This window comes from Cytobacillus sp. Hz8 (assembly GCF_042263505.1).
In the GTDB taxonomy this organism is placed as follows: Bacteria; Bacillota; Bacilli; order Bacillales; family Cytobacillaceae; genus Bacillus_BE.
The window spans coordinates 39823-56772 of the sequence record NZ_JBHKFI010000023.1 but is presented as its reverse complement, the minus strand read 5'-3'; the positions used below and the strand labels follow the sequence as shown (position 1 = coordinate 56772).

17 protein-coding genes are annotated in these 16950 nt (G+C 38.6%); 3 read left to right on the top strand and 14 right to left on the bottom strand.

Going from position 1 to position 16950, the window contains the following annotated elements:
- Positions 1-350: 350 nt before the first annotated feature.
- The 5 genes from ACE38V_RS20540 to ACE38V_RS20520 form a co-directional block, all read right to left on the bottom strand.
- Complete coding sequence (locus tag ACE38V_RS20540) at positions 351-3686, bottom strand: CDP-glycerol glycerophosphotransferase family protein (protein ID WP_375844249.1); 3336 nt, start codon at positions 3684-3686, stop codon at positions 351-353.
- 464 nt (positions 3687-4150) lie between these two features.
- On the bottom strand, positions 4151-5530 hold the full coding sequence (locus tag ACE38V_RS20535) for a methyl-accepting chemotaxis protein (protein ID WP_375844247.1): 1380 nt from the start codon (positions 5528-5530) through the stop codon (positions 4151-4153).
- Between the two features lie 304 nt (positions 5531-5834).
- Positions 5835-6092 (bottom strand): hypothetical protein, encoded by a 258-nt coding sequence (locus tag ACE38V_RS20530; RefSeq protein WP_375844245.1) that lies wholly within the window; start codon positions 6090-6092, stop codon positions 5835-5837.
- 417 nt (positions 6093-6509) lie between these two features.
- Positions 6510-6680, bottom strand: a complete 171-nt coding sequence (locus ACE38V_RS20525) for a hypothetical protein (protein WP_375844243.1) — start codon at positions 6678-6680, stop codon at positions 6510-6512.
- Positions 6681-6723: 43 nt separating this feature from the next.
- On the bottom strand, positions 6724-7611 hold the full coding sequence (locus tag ACE38V_RS20520; RefSeq protein ID WP_375844241.1) for a hypothetical protein: 888 nt from the start codon (positions 7609-7611) through the stop codon (positions 6724-6726).
- Between the two features lie 405 nt (positions 7612-8016).
- Between ACE38V_RS20520 and ACE38V_RS20515 the strand changes: the two genes are divergently transcribed.
- Entirely contained in the window at positions 8017-8706 is a 690-nt protein-coding gene (locus ACE38V_RS20515) for a GDSL-type esterase/lipase family protein (protein ID WP_375844239.1), read from the top strand.
- A gap of 60 nt (positions 8707-8766) precedes the next feature.
- Here ACE38V_RS20515 and ACE38V_RS20510 read toward each other — a convergent pair whose 3' ends face one another.
- A complete protein-coding gene (locus ACE38V_RS20510; protein ID WP_375844237.1) occupies positions 8767-9141 on the bottom strand; it encodes an SET domain-containing protein in 375 nt (124 codons plus the stop codon).
- Positions 9142-9354: 213 nt separating this feature from the next.
- Between ACE38V_RS20510 and ACE38V_RS20505 the strand changes: the two genes are divergently transcribed.
- Complete coding sequence (locus ACE38V_RS20505) at positions 9355-9549, top strand: hypothetical protein (RefSeq protein ID WP_375844236.1); 195 nt, start codon at positions 9355-9357, stop codon at positions 9547-9549.
- Positions 9549-9743, top strand: a complete 195-nt coding sequence (locus ACE38V_RS20500; protein ID WP_375844234.1) for a YwbE family protein — start codon at positions 9549-9551, stop codon at positions 9741-9743. The genes ACE38V_RS20505 and ACE38V_RS20500 overlap by 1 nt, the downstream gene beginning before the upstream one ends.
- 72 nt (positions 9744-9815) lie before the next feature.
- Here the strand turns inward: ACE38V_RS20500 and ACE38V_RS20495 are convergent, their stop codons facing one another.
- From ACE38V_RS20495 to ACE38V_RS20460, 8 genes are all read right to left on the bottom strand, one after another.
- The gene (locus tag ACE38V_RS20495) at positions 9816-10583 is read right to left on the bottom strand and encodes a DeoR/GlpR family DNA-binding transcription regulator (RefSeq protein ID WP_375844232.1); all 768 of its coding nucleotides are present in this window, start codon (positions 10581-10583) and stop codon (positions 9816-9818) included.
- A 36-nt stretch (positions 10584-10619) separates the two neighbouring features.
- Entirely contained in the window at positions 10620-11393 is a 774-nt protein-coding gene (gene fabG, locus ACE38V_RS20490; RefSeq protein WP_375844230.1) for a 3-oxoacyl-ACP reductase FabG, read from the bottom strand.
- Positions 11394-11439: 46 nt separating this feature from the next.
- Positions 11440-12144, bottom strand: coding sequence for an APC family permease (locus ACE38V_RS20485; RefSeq protein WP_375844271.1), 705 nt, complete (start codon positions 12142-12144; stop codon positions 11440-11442).
- Positions 12145-12173: 29 nt separating this feature from the next.
- Complete coding sequence (locus tag ACE38V_RS20480; protein ID WP_375844269.1) at positions 12174-12851, bottom strand: APC family permease; 678 nt, start codon at positions 12849-12851, stop codon at positions 12174-12176.
- A gap of 76 nt (positions 12852-12927) precedes the next feature.
- On the bottom strand, positions 12928-13938 hold the full coding sequence (locus ACE38V_RS20475; protein WP_375844228.1) for a phosphotransferase enzyme family protein: 1011 nt from the start codon (positions 13936-13938) through the stop codon (positions 12928-12930).
- 34 nt (positions 13939-13972) lie between these two features.
- Positions 13973-15235: a class-III pyridoxal-phosphate-dependent aminotransferase gene (locus tag ACE38V_RS20470; protein ID WP_375844226.1), complete on the bottom strand. Its 1263-nt coding sequence runs from the start codon at positions 15233-15235 to the stop codon at positions 13973-13975.
- 234 nt (positions 15236-15469) lie between these two features.
- The gene (locus ACE38V_RS20465; protein WP_375844224.1) at positions 15470-15913 is read right to left on the bottom strand and encodes a cell wall hydrolase; all 444 of its coding nucleotides are present in this window, start codon (positions 15911-15913) and stop codon (positions 15470-15472) included.
- 107 nt (positions 15914-16020) lie between these two features.
- Positions 16021-16872 carry an SDR family oxidoreductase gene (locus tag ACE38V_RS20460; protein WP_375844222.1) on the bottom strand — a complete coding sequence of 284 codons (852 nt, stop codon included), beginning with the start codon at positions 16870-16872 and terminating at the stop codon, positions 16021-16023.
- Between the last annotated feature and the right edge of the window lie 78 nt (positions 16873-16950).

Here is a 16950-nt window from a genome sequence, read left to right as displayed (position 1 = left end):
CCAACATAAGTTATTTTAATATTAATTGAAACAATGTCAAATTAGAGGAAATTAGAGTTGCTGATTTCGTTAGGTCTAAATACTCATTAATTAGCGCCTTGTTAAAGAAGAGATAGGAAGAGTGGAACTATTTGCTTATGGTGTTTTGTTAATAGATTCCGGGGTTGGAAGGTTGACTTTATTATGAACGAAATTTCCACCTTAATTTTCCTTATAAATGTTTTTCATCTCTCTTCTGAAAAAAGACCACATGATCCATTACCGAGGCCATAACAACCCGCTCCAATCAAAAAAAAGCCAACTCCAAAGCCGCATTTGCAGCTTTATGAGTCAGCTTTTTAACCATTCACTTAACTAAAGACCTTATCGATTACACGATCCGTCGCATGGCCATCTTCTAATTTACAGAATTTCTGATAGAATTGATGGTATTTTTCATGATAATCCTTCTGCACTTGGTCAATCGTTTGAACAGTATGAATGATATCTTCAGTTGTTTTCAGCATCGGACCTGGTGCTTCATTTTCCAAATCGAAATAGAAGCCTCTTAGTTCATCCCGGTAGAATTCCAAATCATACGTAAAGAACAAGATTGGTTTCTTTGAATTGGCAAAGTCGAACATGACAGAAGAATAATCAGTAATCAGAATATCTGAGATTAAATAGAGTTCCTGAATATCAGGATATTTGGAAACATCCATGACAAAGTCCTGATATTCCTCTGGAATCTTAATCTTATTTTTGATCACGACGTGCATTCTGAGAAGGAGAACGTATTCCTCTCCCAGTTCTTCTTTCATGCGTTCCAAATCCATGTTGATATCAAACGAAAATTTATTCGCTCCACCCTTTGTTTGATTATCTCTAAACGTTGGGGCATAGAGAATTACTTTTTTCGTTGTTAGTATTCTTAACGCCTTCCTTGTCTTATAGGCTACGCGAATATTATCCTTTCGATAGAATAAATCGTTGCGCGGATAACCCATTTCCAAAATATTTCCTTCATAATGGAAGGCACTTTTAAAGGCCTCAGTTGCATATGGGCTTGGAGATACTAAATAATCCCAGCTTTTCGTTGCTCCGTAGACGCGCTCCACATAATCATCCGACCGCCCTTGAACGTTCTCAATATCAAACAGCATTTTCTTAAGAGGCGTTCCATGCCAAGTTTGTAAATAGGTCGTCTGCGGCCTCTTTTTAATATACGTTGGGAAGTTTTGATTATTGACCCAATACTTTGCCTTAGCTAAATAATAATAATACTTGATGCCAAGACGCTTTATGATAATCGTATTTGGATCTTGAAATCTTTGTGCTTTATCGTAAACCCAGACCTTTTTAAAGGGAAGCTTGCGCCTAATAATTTCTTCATATATATAACGTGGACTATCGGAATATTGCTTTCCTACACCACTTTCAAAAAGAATCAGATTCTCATCGACCGGTAAAATTTTACGGGCCACATTATAGAAGGCCTTCATCGTTGGGAAATAGAACCGGCTTCTTCGGAAACGGCGGAATACCTTTTGCGGCAGTTCTTTCTTCATTAATGATTTTACGGACTGCTTTTTAAAGGTTGGCATCTTGACGATTGCTTCGTATATTCTTTGACAAGCATTTAAATCACGATACTTGATAAATTTCGAAGCCCGTTTTTCATATTTCGGTTTCATTTGGAAATCAGCCGCTGCATATTCTCCAACAAAATCCAAAATTTCCTCGACCTGAGTGACAATTTCCCCTGGAAGGTCGTTATCTAAATCCAGATGTGATGGATATTTTCCAATAAAGCGCCCACGGTCAAATTGATAATAGATGACCGGTTTATTTAAAAAGCTCATGTCGAACCCGACGCTTGAATAATCCGTGATCATCAAGGCACTTTCTTTTAATAGATATTGAACATCGATATCGCCCTGATTCACAATTTTGACAGGGGCATCTTTAAAGAAAGCTGTAAAACGCTGCATATTCGGATGCAAGCATAGTACCATTTCAAAATGATATTTCTCGGCATACTCATGTAATTGCGGGTGGAAAACTAATTCACGGTAGCGAGCAAAATATTCACTTTCCTGAAATTGCGTATCATTGACAATCCAGTCCCGCCAGGTTGGAATAATTAAGATTTGTCTTTTCGTCTCCACATTTTTTGTTAAAAGACTATCAAATCTTGATAACCCCGTAACAGCCACAACCCTTGGATCATAGCCAAAGTCTTGCACAATATAGCTTTTCTCATAGTCAGAGCTGACGATAAACAAATCGGTCTCAAAGCTTGAGGAGATAACCCCATAGTTATAGACCATATTCTTTGTTCCCATAACCCCGTGCTGCAAGAAGACTTTTTTCGCTTTAACCGCCTTTTTAAATTTCTCTGTCCGAATCGGATACAAATAGTCAGGATGATGGGAGCCAATGATTCTTGTCGCCATCAACGTATGCCAGATATGCTCCTTTGAACCCATGAACAAGATATTTCCAAGCTCCTTAATATTCTCTAACTCTGGAGAATCCTGATCAATACAATAGAATACATTTCGCTCTGGATGAGCCGTTCTCATATATTTAAAGAAATGATAACCAGTGTCTTGCGCCTTATAGGAACGCTCTCCCACGAGCCATATATCTTTTCTTTTATTCATAATGCGAAGAATCCATGTCCATTTCATCATTTTCGCCAGATATTCATACATGTCCTTCTCATATTTATCAACCTGCATGGAGAGATTACTATATTTAATTGTGAAATAAGGCGATGCTGTATAAATACTCGTTCCTTCCAATATATGAGCCACTTTAGAATATCTTTTCACAAAGAATCGCGGTGCTCCAAGGCGAACGACAATCGGCTCTTCTTGATTGTTCAGCTGATACTCTAGGTAATAATCGTAAATATCCTCTTGAAGAGGCTTACCATCCGCGACTGTCTTTAAATTGATATTTCCTTCAAAATTATAGTAAAAATAGCCATAAGATTTTTCTGATTTTTCATGATGAAACCGGGTCATGACCGGAACCTTGTATTTGAAACCAGATTCCCGTCCATTTATTAAAATTTGTGCATCCAATATTTTTGCGCTTTTAGAGAGAATTTTTCCGCTTACATAGAACTGATCGCCTTTTGAACGGATTTTGCGAATTTTCGCAATCGGATTCCCGTTAATTGGCTGATCCACCAGAAGGGAGATAAAACCCTTTCCATCAACATAAACATGTCCCGTCTTATGCTGAAAAACAAATGAATCAAAGCAATCAAATTTCGTTCGCACAAATTTGCCGAGTCGGATAAAATATTCCAGATCTGCGCTGCCATTTTTACGAGGAATTTCTGTAACATTAGGCTTGCTTCTCAATTGTTCATATCGGTTTGGACTGATTTCATCTTTGGAAACTTGAACTAATAGGTAAAATCCATAACGATTCTGAATGATTTCTTCCTCATATTTTTGTAAATCCACAGTAAATTTAAATGCAGACGAGGGTTTGTTTTCCGCAAGCTTAATCATCGGATCATTCAGGCTTGGTGCCATCCAAAGCTCTTTCACCTTATAATCGCTTTCCAACATCCCGATAATGGATAGAATATTTTCGTGTTTGTGAACGGATAAGCGTTTTTTGAACTTATTCGGCTTTTTCTTAATCCCTATTAAGCTCAATGCTTTTTTTGCAATTCTTCGAAACATATACGATGTTCCCACCTTTTTGGCTTATGATTAACTTTTATAAATAAAAATACATTTTTGTTAGAATATTAAAATAATTTTATTTCCTCGACTCGTTCAATCTATTATTCTTCGAAAACTTTGCACCAATCACTTCCATTAAAATTGGACATACAAAAAGAGAAATCCATTAAGATTTCAATGATAAAAAAGGTTTCTATTCATTTTTTTACTAGCTTGCTTCAACCCAAATAAGGACAGAATAAACTCCACCATTTTACCGTTTTCATGTATGCTAACATATGTATTTTAATCTTTTGTAGAATAAAGTCAATGTTATTTCAATGGATAAAGTGTTGAAATTTTGGTAGAGGCAGATGAGTCTATTTTGGTAGGGCTTGCAAATTAAGTGTAGAGGGATATGCGCGACTCTCGCATTTTAAGTGCCTGCAACTCTAAAATGAGCTTCAGGCACTGATCGGACTTTACCCGGAGACGACATCTACACCGAGCACCCCGACAATTTCTTGGTCCCAGCGGATTGGATATGAAATCGTGATACAGAGGCTCTTGGTTAAGGCAGAGATATAAGGCTCAGACACGAATGGTTGTCCATGAATGGCTTGAATAAACCATGAACGCGCCTTTGCATTCACAAGCCCTGCAGGTGGATTGGAATAAATAAAGGTTCCATCAAGGCGATTCGTCCAGATGGCCTCAAGCTCGGAATTTTCTTCTAAAAACCGATTCAACTCTAGCTCATGGAGATTGGGATCCAGGTTCTCTAAAGTAGAAGCCTCTAAAAATTCCGAGATTTTCCTCTGCACGTCTTCAATGATTTGCTGATCAACCTGTAGATGATTGACAATTAATTGCTTTCGATTGACGATTTTTTGGAGCTCATTCGAAGTATTCGTGAGCGAGCGACTCGTGGAAAGAATTTGCCCAATGCTATCATGCTGTTCGTTCATATCCAAGGTCACACGATACGCTAAATCCTTATTATGGAGCGACATTTCTGATATTTCATCCAGAAGATTGGCAATTTCCACAACTTCTAGCGTTTGAATCCCAACAGCTTCCGTCGAATCAGAAACCATTTCATTGATATTACTGAGGTTTTCTTTAAAGGTTCCCATATGCTTAAGCACGACTCTAAGTTCGCTTGAGCCCTTAAGCACCTGCTCCGTTTCCCTTTTCATCATATCAGTGGATACTTCAATTTCACCTTGAATAATCCCGATATTCTCCCTCGTTTCTTCTACCGCCTGAGATGTTTGATTGGCGAGGATGCCCACCTCATTGGCCACAACAGTAAATCCTTTCCCGTGATCTCCTGCCCGTGCGGCCTCAATCGCAGCATTCAAAGCAAGAATTCGCGTCCTTTGTGAAATCGCTCCAATTGTATGAATGATTTCATTAATTTTATTCGAATGATTGACAAGTTGTTCCATTTGCTTTAAAAGCAAGACATGTCCTTCCGACAATTGACTTATACTATTTTTTAGCTTGTGAAGGGAATCCATCGAAACCATTAACTCTTGAAAGGAAGATTCGCTATTCGCATGAATCTCTTCAGAGAAGCTCGAGATTTCCTGGGCGGAGGATTCAATGCCTCGCATTTTCTCCGCTACTTTTAAGGTATTCTCCACCGTTTTTTCAATATGACGGATCAAATCAAGTGTACTTTCCTTACTGGACGTCGAGGTTTGCTCCAAAGATTCTGCCGCAAGCTTCATTTGCTCAACCATTCCATCCAACTGATCAGCTGCCACTTGAACCTGACCATCGATTGGCTGGTTATCGCTCAATGTTGTTTCTTCTACTGGCAACTCTCTTTCTTTTCTTCTATTTAATAAAAACATAGAGCACCTCCTTTTACGTTAGGTTTTATTACATAATAACATAAAATTTTCAAAAAAATTAAATTTTTTACTTAATTTTTTGAATGATATAACGTATAATGTTAGATATAGTAACATTTCATTCTTTTTGGGAAAAAGCGGAGGACAAAATGTTTTCATTCTGTCACCCTCATTTATTGAAAATGTCCAAATTTTCAAGCCCTTCCTTTCTTCCCATGAAAAAAGGAGAGCAATCACCCCCCAGGATTTGCTCCCCCCTTGTTGGTGGCAGACACCCAATCGCGGTGGCTGTCACCATATTTTTTTATTGTCTCAAAGCCTCTTTCAGTGCAGCAACCTCTTCCTCCGAAAAACGCGAATAGGCAATCTGAATCGCCATCTTCTCCTGTTCAGGAGTCATTCCCCTCTTTTTCGCTTTTTGATAGACGGCAATCTCTTCTGAAGTAAATCGGCTTAACCCAAATTGAATCGCTTCTTCACGTGAAAAAAAATGAAGGCGGGATGTCTCTGTTTTAGTGTTAATTTCTTTCGGATTGTCCCCCTTGCTTTTTGAAGGACGCATCTGCTACTGATATGGAAACCTGCTTTTCTTTTGATACCGTTTGTTGTGTCTGCTGTTCCTGATGATTTTCTTTCCTATTATTTAGAGGCTGCTCAAAGTGATTTTCAGGTTGCTGAGAATTGTTTGGGCCAAGCTTCTCCTTCGCTGGCAAATCAGCACTGCGATGGTCATTGTTTTTTTGTATGTGGAAATAGATTGTCTTGATTATGAAAAAACCTTCCATCCACCATTATTCCGACTAGAACAATCTGAACGAACACACTCGCAATTATGAATTTAATATTTTGCAGTAAAAAACAGGCAATCTGGTGGGATGCCTGTTTTTTATTGGATGATTTTATTATGTGGTTTAAATAGATTCTAATAGTATTTCTTAAATTAGTTAAGATACTTTGATTTGTTTTCTAGCCAAAAATATTAATGTAATGGCGGATATCCTAATGTTGTAAATCCTCCAGCAAGTTCAATCTCCTGAATTTGTGGACTATGAAGCGGAGGATATCCGGCTAAATCATCTAAATTTGTAGCAACAGCAGCAACACCTAAAATTCCCAGAACTAAAATTCCTTTTACTAATAGCTTTTTCATCTAATTACCTCCTATTTTATAAAATTTACTACTAGAATCTATACTAGCAACTTTCTAATAGCCTTTCTGCTTCATGCTCAATAATTTCCATTAATCTAGGTTTATTCTCTAATTTTAATAAAAAGAGACACTTTTCTATATGTTCTTTTCCCTTATCTATCTCACCCAACTTAATATAATTTTCTCCTATTTGATAGTGAAACTCATTTAGTCCATACAAAATACCTTCGTTAATACAAATATTTATACCCTTTTGACAATTTGTGATAGATTCATTATAGTGACCTAACTCAGTAAACACTTGTGATAATCCAAATAAAACTCTAATTTTCACTTTAGAATTTAAAATATGTGGTAGTTTATCTAAATTTGTTAATGCCTCTAAAAAAATTGGAAAAGCACTTTGGTAATCTTTACTTTCTAAATATAAAACAGCAATACTATTTAATATTTCCGTTTCTCTTTCATTTAAGTTATATTTTCTTGGATTTGTGATAACTATTGCATTATTTAATATTTCGATTGCCTTATTTAGATCGTTCTGTATATAAAATGTGCAAATACCTTCATGCCACATTAAATACTGTTTTAAATACCCTTTACAAAATAAAGGATTTTTCGTCTCTTTTTGTATAATATTGTTAATAATATGATAATTTCTTTCTACTTTATATTTTTCAATTAAATGAATAACTGCCGTTGAATAATTAATAGTAGATTTTGAAGCAACATCAAAAAAATAAGAAAGTTCAATATTAAGCTTGTTTCCTAAGTTGTGAAGCTGTTCAATCGTTGGATACGTTTTCTCTTTTTCAAAAGAAATCAATTCTTCAGTCGTACAAATGCCATCAGCTAATTCTTCGATCGTCATGCCTTTATATTCACGGAAGGATTTCAGAATGTCCCCTATCTCGTATTCCAAGGCGTTCACTCCCCATGATTAACTTTATTAAAATATACCATATTTGATAGATTTTAGAATATGAACTTTTAGAATTAACAGAAAATATGACTTAAGTACCACTTCTATTTTTCTGAATTATTTCCTTATTTTATCATTATATTCAAAATATATCAGAAATTCCATAAAATAATCAAGTACTTGTTTATAATCATAAGTATTTTTGTATAAACATGAGCAGATTTTACTATTTTTTGAGGTAGTAAACCATTAACTATTCAGCCCATTTTTAGAAGCAGAAACCTGCTCTTCAATTAAAATACTTTTATAAAAAAACACTAAAAAAGCTATTATACATGTTAAGTTGTACCCAACCTGTTACTTCACCATTTTTTCAGGTATAATTTACCCAGTAACAAAGTTGAGGTGCCCGATATGAAAAAAAATATTTGGTTTAGATTATCACTGATATTGAATGCCATCCTGATTATGGCGTTAATCGTTGTTTTTTATAAAGTAGATGCTGGAAATGCGGAGTTGCCTAAAAAGAAAATTCATCTGAAGTATGAACAAAGAGTTTCCATATTTAATGATGTACCTACCAAGCATGCAGATGTTGTCTTTTTGGGCGATAGTATTACGGAAAGAAGCTTGTGGAATGAATTTTTCCCCCATACTTTTGTCGTAAACCGGGGGATTGAAAGTGATACTACTAAAGGGGTTTTAAAGAGGCTGAACAATGTTGTAAAACTTCAGCCAAAGAAGCTTTTTCTCTTAATTGGCGTGAATGACCTGAATTCTGGGACAAAGGTTAATCATGTGTTTAAACGTTATCGTAACATAGTATCTACAATTCAAACTGATTCTCCTCATACGCAGATCTATCTTCAAAGTGTGCTTCCTGTTGTTGAAGGGGAAAGGCCTGTACAAAATAAGGACATTGATGCACTGAACAGAGAAATTCAATCACTTGCTGATTCGAAAAGCGTTTTCTATATCGACATTAATAGCAAACTGAAGCTAAATCATACTGGTCTCGACCCTAAATATACCAATGATGGAATCCATTTGTTGGGGAATGCTTATGTGGTGTGGGCTGATACGCTACGGGAGTATGTGGAATAAAGCATAGGGACGGTTCCTTGCTTCATTTTGGAAAAATGAAGCAGAGAAACGTCCCCATGCTTACTGATCAAACCATAGTCGGGCTTTGTCATCAACGTCGCCATTATAATTGATTAGAATTTCGTCTCCTGCTTTTATATCCGTGTATGCGTAGAAGTCAAATGTGTGATTTTCAAAATTAATCTCATAGGTAGCATTAGGTTCATAAGAATGGTTAAACAACATTCCATAGCCTAGAAGGATCGCAGAATGATTGATCCCATATTCAAATGCATAATCCCCCAATAAGGTTTGCTCAATGTATTGATGCTGGTCGTTTGGATAAGAAATTACCGGGGCTTCATGTATAAGCTCACCTTTTTTGATATCTTGTGTAGCAAATACCCCTCTATTAAATTCTCCATCACTTAGTGGAGATGCTTTTACCTCGATCATGTTGTTCACCTACTCACTTTTAAAATAGTCTTTCCCATTGTAACATGAGTTTGAACAATGAGCTCTATTTAAAGAGAGGAAAATTTAGGGAATGATTTGATTTAACTTAGAAAAACATAATCTTTTTCCATGTTTCCCTTCACCTTTCTTTCACAAATATGTGAATTAGATTATACTGGACTAACAATCACATTCAAAAAGGAGGTTTTTCCTTTGACTGAGAAAAATCAGATTGAGGCACCTAAAAAGAAAATCAGCCTGCAAGAAGCAATTAAGCAGCAGCTTGAAAACAAAAAGAACCAGACCTCCACTGGTAAAGGAAAAACGAATAACGACCTTTCTACAAAAAAGATGAAGAGCCAGCAAACGAAGAAGCCAAGCAATACTCGCAGAAAAATGGGTGTTTAATGAACGGGCAAAATCGGAAAGACGTATTACCGGGGATGGTTGTTGATATCGTCTTGAAAAAGGATCAAAAAAGCGGAAAGCTTACTAGGGGCATCGTAAAAGATATTCTCACCAATTCGGGCACTCACCCTCACGGTATTAAAGTCAGGCTGACAGATGGACAGATAGGAAGAGTACAGAAAATTCATCCTTAATAAAGTCATGGAAAAAGCATGGGGGCGGTTCCTTGTTTCCTTTAAAAGGAAGCAGAGAACCGCCCCCATGCTTCACCCGACCAACACTTTCACGTTTTTTTCTCGCAAATGTTCAAGCCAGATTTCTGGGCAATTCCAGTCGGTGACGATGGTGGAGACGTCTTCGATGGGACAGATGTTGGCGAAGGTGGCTTCGCCCATTTTGGTGTGATCAGCGAGGACGATTAATTCATCTGACCGATTGGCGAGCAGATGGGACATGTGGGCTTCTTGTAAGTCATAATCGGTGATGCCCTCGGTTAATGAGACCCCGCCAGCTGAGATGAAAGCTTTATTCGCTTTTATCTTCTTTAAAGTCAGTTCTGCTAAAGGACCAACAGATGATTTTTGCTGGGTATCTATTTCTCCGCCAATGAAAATAATGCGTCCACGAAAGATTTCCATTGCCAGCAGCAAGGCGGGAGCAGAGTGGGTAATGAGCGTCAAATCCCTCTTTTCAGATAAATGATGAATAATTTCAAGCGCCGTCGTGCCGTTACCAATCATGATAATATCCCCGTCTTCAATGGTAGAAGCAGCCATTCGGCCAATCGCCTGCTTTTCCGAAGAATTAATAAAAGATTTTTGATCAAAAGGGGGTTCTAATGGATTATTACTCGCCAGCACCGCTCCCCCATATACCTTTTTCAACTTCCCTTCCTTCTCTAATCGATCCAAATCCCGACGTATCGTTTCGGTTGAAACATTTAAGGTTTCAGCGAGATCTGGAACATAGAGCTTTTCTTCCTCTAATAATCGTTCAAGGATTTCTTTTTTCCTTTTTTCATAAGCCAGTGACATAATTTCAACACCTACTTGTTTTAAAAAATAGCGATCTTACACCATTGCATCTAAGCTCTCAGGAACAATTTGGCCACCGTCTACGATAATCGTTTGGGCCGTGATAAATCCAGCCTCCTTCGATGCCAAAAATAGGGCACTATAACCAATATCTTCAGGGGTTCCCAACCGTTTTAACGGAATGGAGTTCGTCATTTTCTTTAAATAGTCATCCCTCAAACCCTCTAGTCCTTCCGTTTGGATATTGCCAGGCAAAACAGCATTCACAGTGATATTGCTGCCCGCTAATTCTAGAGCCGCACTTTTCATAAATCCCAACTGTGCCGCTTTGCTTGCAGCATAGTGGGACCAGCCTTGATAGCCTGTAACAGGACCAGTAATCGAGGAGGTGAGAATGATCCTTCCGTACTCAGCTTCCTTTAAATATGGCAAACAGGCTTGGATGGAGAACAAACTCCCTTTTGCATTCGTGTTCATAACAAGATCCCAATCCTCTGCTGTCATTAATTCTATCGTTGAGCTTGGAAAAATCCCAGCATTGGCACAAAGAATATCAATTCCCCCAAAGGTATCCACCACACTCTTCGCCATTGCCTGCATGGACTCTAGATTCGTGACCTCCCCAACAAAAGCCTCGGCACTGCCCCCAGCCCCCTGTAATTCTTTAGCCGTATTTTCTGATGCCTCAAAATTTCGCGAAACAACCGCGACATTTGCTCCTGCCTTCGCAAACACTCGAGCAATTCCTTTGCCAATGCCTTTGCTGGCTCCGGTAACAACGACTGTTTTTCCCATTATTGAATTCCACATTCTTCTTTTCACCTCTATTTTTAAATAATCCTTTGAAAAAATTCAATTACAAATGCAATTGTGGAGGCAATTTCCGAAATCCTCTCGTTTTTATTACCAAGTATAAAAATCCTAACACAAGCCAGGCTGTCCCAATGATTTGTGCTAATTTATCCATGCTAACCCACACATAAATAATGACGAAGAAGGCTAACAAAGGAAGTAGAAAATATCTGATGTGCTGAGCCCCCTTTGGAGACCAATTCGCTTGACTCCCGAGCTTAATAGAGGATTCTCCTTTTTTCTTCACATAATAGAGCCAAATTACAGATAAATTCAGAGCAGCAAATCCAAAAAGTGCCCCATAGTTTACTAGATTTGAGAGTGTCGTCATGTTGGCACTGATTCCTAAAATAAATTCGATCGTCACGATAATCAAAATGCTCCAATGGGGAGTTTTCCATTTTTTATTAATTTTCGCAAAAATCGATTTTGGAAGAAGGTTATCTCTACCCATCCCATATAGCAATCTAGCACCCGCAGCCGTAGCCACTAGATTAAAGACAGCAAGTTCCGTTAAATATCCAGCCGTGAAGAAAATTCCAAAGCCTTCGCCACCTGTCATTTTTGAAACTTGAAAAAGAACCGTATTCATCCAATTCTCGTTCCCAATATAGTCTTTCCAATCTGGCACGACTAGCATTCCAACATATCCACAGACAAACATCGTAAGCGTGCCGATGCCAACGCACCAAAAGATTGCCTTTGGAATGTCGCGTTTTGGCCTTTTAGTTTCCTCCGCTAATGTGGTAATCGCATCAAACTAAAAATGGCTAATGAGGTAGCAGCTGCAAGACTAGACATACTATCAAAATGAAATGGCTGCGTAGAAAGGAGAGTTCCTGTTCCCATCCCTTTGGAGACCGCATTCCCCCAAACCAAGATGGACACCCAAACAACAAATTCTCCTAAGACTAGGAGCCAAAGCCCCATTTTGGAAACTAGCTCCACGCCAAATAGATTCAATAATCCAGTCCCTACTGAAAAGATAGCTAACAAAATCCAATACGGAACATCTGGAAAATATTGTTGGGCAAAATAGGCGGAACTCGATGCTGTTACCGTTGGAATTAAAATATAATCAAGGGTGAGAACCCAGCCGGCCACAAATCCTAAATAAGGATTCCAGCCCCTGCCAACGTAACTGTACACAGAACCTGCTAATGGAAAATTGCGAACCATGACCGAATAACTAAAAGCCGTAAGAAGCATGGCCACTCCTGCTAAAAGGTAAGGCAGAGCAACGGTTCCACCCGAAATTTGCAGCAAAATCCCAAAAATAATCGCTGGTGCAATCGGCACCATATAATTAAGTCCAAATGCCGTTAACTGCCAGACATTCATCGTCCGATCCAATTCTTGCTTATATCCATACTTCGCAATGTCAGTTGAATTGTCCATTACTATGTGATCTTGCATAGCCACGCTTACCGCCTCCGTTATTTGAATATTCAGAATTAACACCTTACATTTTTTAAAATAGCAAACAGATACCTTATCCAAATTGGTGCAAATATTTTTCTGCAAGTGAAACGGTTTTATAGGTAAAATCACTTCCCATCGTCTGCGCCGTTTCGTTATCCGAATGACTCCCCACCCAGGCAACCAAAATTAATCGGCGAAGCATAATAAAAGTCGGAATTTCTGTCTCCTCTTCTGGTGTAAGGGGACGAATTTTTTTATAGCCAGCAAGCCAGGATAGAATTAATTCGGGGACAATCTCCCTTTCTTCAATGAAGTTAAGCGCCGTTGCTAGGTCATATAAATACCAGCCATACCCACAATCATCAAAATCAATCACTTTAATTTTTTCTTTTTCCACAATAACATTAGCTAGACGTAAATCGGCATGAATTAATCCGAAGCGCTTAGGAGATTTTCCGAATTGTGTTAAACGCTTGAGAATGGTTTTAGATACCTTACTAAATAGTTGAAGATGATAGGGGGTAATGCCCAACCCATCCTGCCATCTTCCCCATTTTGGATTTTTTCCTAACATCGTTTCAAAATCCCAAACAGGGCGATGGAATTCATCTCCTCCTTGCCATCCTTGCGTATGCAGATGGAGCTTGGCAGTAATTACCCCTAATTGTTCAAAATAACGAATCATCTCCTCCTCATTCTGTTCATCTGGCGTTTCTCCAGTTAGAAAGCTAAACATCACACAATGATAGGTGCTATGATTGATTTTCACTTCCTGAAGATATTGTCCATTTTTTCCATAGATGGGATATGGAACAATTACATCCGAGGTTTCTTGAATCGCCTTCATCCAATTCAACTCTGATTCCAGCGCTTTTTTCGTTTGATACCCGGGCCTACTAACACGTAATATATAAGATTCATGATTCTCCGGATCATCCATGCGATAGGTCGTATTTTCGGAATAATTGATCATGGAAACGCTTGAGCCTGGAGAACACGGATAATAAGATAGTGATATTTTCGCCACTTCATCATACATTTTGATAGAGCAAAAACTATCAGCATTATTCAAAACGCTCATATACCTCTCCCCTTTAAAAATGGTATTTCCCCAATTATTTCATCACTTTTTCGGCGGCTTGCTTAATACTCACCTCTATTCTGGAAAGGAGTTCATCACAATATTCTTTATCACAAAGAAGACCTGGTTTAAATTGCAGCACTCTTGGATCCAACATGGAATAAATGGCCCAAACGCCATTTTCATATAAAGAGCTTGTCACATATCGGGCTCCTTCAGGATGGTTAAATACCAAACCCATAACGACCCCTAATTGGCGAATATCGATAAAGAAATCGGGATATTGGCTTTTAATTGCCTCAAGTCCGGCGCGAAGATAGCCGGCAATGGCATTGACGTTTTCTTGAACTTCCTTCCGCTCGGTGATTTCCAATACCTTCATCGCGACAAGACAGCCTAACTCCGCTCCTCCAAAGGTTGAAATATGCGCAAAGCCATCCTCAAACATCCATTGCCCCGCTTCCTCACTGACAATCGTTGCGGCAATCGGATAAATGCCTCCACTAAAGCCCTTCGATGTGACTAAAATATCCGGTTTGACACCAAAATGTTCAATGCCCCACATTTTCCCGGTCCGCATTAATCCGGTCTGAACCTCATCTGCAATATAAAGCGCTCCATATTGCTCACACAATTTTTTGACTGAGGACAAATAGCCTTCATTTGGTAGTGGGAAGCCATAGGTTGCCGGTATGGTTTCGACAATCACACAGGCTGTATCATTTTGACGTAGTTCCTCTTCCATCGCATCTAAATCATTAAAAGGAACATGGACAAATTCTTTTGGATCCCCTTCGCTCAAAAAGCGTTGGGAATAGCGTTCGTTCCCTAGTGCCAAAGCAAGACCTGTATGACCATGGTAGCCAAATTGAATGGAAATAATTTTCTTCCGTTTCGTGGCATATCTTGCGCATTTTAATGCCACATCAATTGCCTCACCCCCGCCACTGGAGAAAATTGAATATTTAAGATTACTAGGAGTGACTTCTGCAAGCTTTTCTGCTAGCAACGCACGTGTAACGGATGGAAAATGATGATTTCCAATATCATAGGTTTGCAACCCCTCGATTAATGCTGCAATCACCTCCGGATTACGATGTCCAAGATTATAAGTTCCTCCATTTAAGTGAACATCCATTAATTGCTTTCCATCTAAATCATAAAAGTAATAACCTTCCCGTTTCCCCATGACCAAATCCAGGCCGTCCTCTTTCCATTTCAAGGTTTTCCCCGGATTCCACCAATTAATGGACTTCTCTATAATTGCTTCCTTCTTAATTCCTGTCTCCACGACCATGACCATTCCTCCAATTCACGTTTTTCACAACACCTCTATGTAATGATTCTTGACATCATTTTGTTGAGTCTATGTGTTATATTGTGGTTTGTTGTGGTTTTAAAGATATATTAACAACAAACATCCATATCGTCCTGCTTCTTGTAAGAAGTTCTTACATAGAAAATAATAGGAAAATAATAGGGGACGGTTCTCTGCTTCCTTTAAAGAAAGCAGAGAACCGTCCCCACCATTTTAACTTCCAGAATAAACACTATCACATGTTCCAGCTTTTGGTTCGTAGTAGCAATGATTTTTAAATTGACCAGTTAAAGGTTGATCGTACCAGGTTGGAGGGCATGGAGCATATGGGTTAAAATACCAAAGCGCATATTTCCCCGGGTGCTCTCTCCAATATTCCAAATTCTGTTTTGCTAATCTTTTTTCAACATTTCTCGCTTTTTGATAAAAGACATTCCCCTTTTGAACGGCCTCAAAAGAATAATTTCCTCCTTGTACTTGATAAATGACTTGCGGAATGGATCGCAACCCTCTAAAATCTCCACAATTTGCTTTCAGGCGATTCACAATAACATTTCCAACATATAACATTCCCTGTCTTCCTTCACCCTCAGCTTCTGCCCTCATCATCCTTGCCATTAAATCAATATCGGAATTTCGATAACTTACCCGCGCCATTTTTTCACCTCCAAAATATTGTATGAAAAAATGCATGCATTCATGTCAAGGGACGTTTCTCTGCTTCTTTTCAATGGAAAAGGAAGCAGAGAAACGTCCCCACTCGCTTAAATAAGTTGGCGTAGCGCTTCTTTGATTGGCGTTACAGGACGACCAAGAACCTTTTCAAAATCATTACTTTCGACTTCTAGTGAACCGTTTCGGATGCTTTCTTGAATTCCCACAACAATTGGAATTACAAAATCAGGTAACCCTAAGCCTTTCATCATTTCTGCATATTTTTCATCACTAACTTGCTGTAGAGGGATTTCTTTTTCTAATACTTCCCCAAGAGCCGTTACTAATTCTTCTTGAGTTAAAAGCGGACCGGAAAGTTCATACACGGTATTTTCGTGTCCCTTTCCTACAAGAACCTCTGCTGCAGCATCTGCATAATCTTGTTGTAGTGCCCAGCCTACTTTACCCGTTCCCGCGGAAGTTATCCATGGTGCTCCCGCTATAGCACCTTGAATGCTTCCTATTTCATTTTCCAAATACCAATTATTACGCAAGAAAGAATACGGGATACCCGTCTTGATGATGGCTGCCTCTGTCGCAACATGAGGTGGGGCCATTAAATTCTTGCTATGTGTTGCATTTGCGATACTTGTATAGGCAATAAACTTTACTCCTGCGCGCGCGGCTCCTTGGACCGCATTTGTATGTTGATGTATTCTTGTTTCATTTTCGCCATCCGCAGAAATAATTAATAAACGATCAACTCCTGAAAAAGCAGTATCTAATGTTTCGGGGTGATCAAAATCTCCTTGTCGAACTTCTACTCCACGTGCACGAAGCCCTTCAGCTTTCTCTGGATTACGTACACTCACTGCCAGCTCACTTGCTGGCATCGTTTTCAGCAGCGCCTCTACAACCTTTGAACCTAATTTTCCTGTAGCTCCAGTCACCAAGATTTTCATTACGATTCCTCCCGTTTGATTTTCTTGTAACTATTCTGATTACATGTATTAATTTTAGTTACATGTAATCAAATTGTC

Coding starts and splice junctions, on each gene's coding strand:
- ACE38V_RS20540 (WP_375844249.1), bottom strand. CDS start 3,686: ATGTTTCGAAGAATTGCAAAAAAAGCATTGAGCTTAATAGGGATTAAG.
- ACE38V_RS20535 (WP_375844247.1), bottom strand. CDS start 5,530: ATGTTTTTATTAAATAGAAGAAAAGAAAGAGAGTTGCCAGTAGAAGAA.
- ACE38V_RS20530 (WP_375844245.1), bottom strand. CDS start 6,092: ATGCGTCCTTCAAAAAGCAAGGGGGACAATCCGAAAGAAATTAACACT.
- ACE38V_RS20525 (WP_375844243.1), bottom strand. CDS start 6,680: ATGAAAAAGCTATTAGTAAAAGGAATTTTAGTTCTGGGAATTTTAGGT.
- ACE38V_RS20515 (WP_375844239.1), top strand. CDS start 8,017: ATGAAAAAAAATATTTGGTTTAGATTATCACTGATATTGAATGCCATC.
- ACE38V_RS20510 (WP_375844237.1), bottom strand. CDS start 9,141: ATGATCGAGGTAAAAGCATCTCCACTAAGTGATGGAGAATTTAATAGA.
- ACE38V_RS20500 (WP_375844234.1), top strand. CDS start 9,549: ATGAACGGGCAAAATCGGAAAGACGTATTACCGGGGATGGTTGTTGAT.
- ACE38V_RS20495 (WP_375844232.1), bottom strand. CDS start 10,583: ATGTCACTGGCTTATGAAAAAAGGAAAAAAGAAATCCTTGAACGATTA.
- fabG (WP_375844230.1), bottom strand. CDS start 11,393: ATGTGGAATTCAATAATGGGAAAAACAGTCGTTGTTACCGGAGCCAGC.
- ACE38V_RS20480 (WP_375844269.1), bottom strand. CDS start 12,851: ATGCAAGATCACATAGTAATGGACAATTCAACTGACATTGCGAAGTAT.
- ACE38V_RS20475 (WP_375844228.1), bottom strand. CDS start 13,938: ATGAGCGTTTTGAATAATGCTGATAGTTTTTGCTCTATCAAAATGTAT.
- ACE38V_RS20470 (WP_375844226.1), bottom strand. CDS start 15,235: ATGGTCGTGGAGACAGGAATTAAGAAGGAAGCAATTATAGAGAAGTCC.
- ACE38V_RS20465 (WP_375844224.1), bottom strand. CDS start 15,913: ATGGCGCGGGTAAGTTATCGAAATTCCGATATTGATTTAATGGCAAGG.
- ACE38V_RS20460 (WP_375844222.1), bottom strand. CDS start 16,872: ATGAAAATCTTGGTGACTGGAGCTACAGGAAAATTAGGTTCAAAGGTT.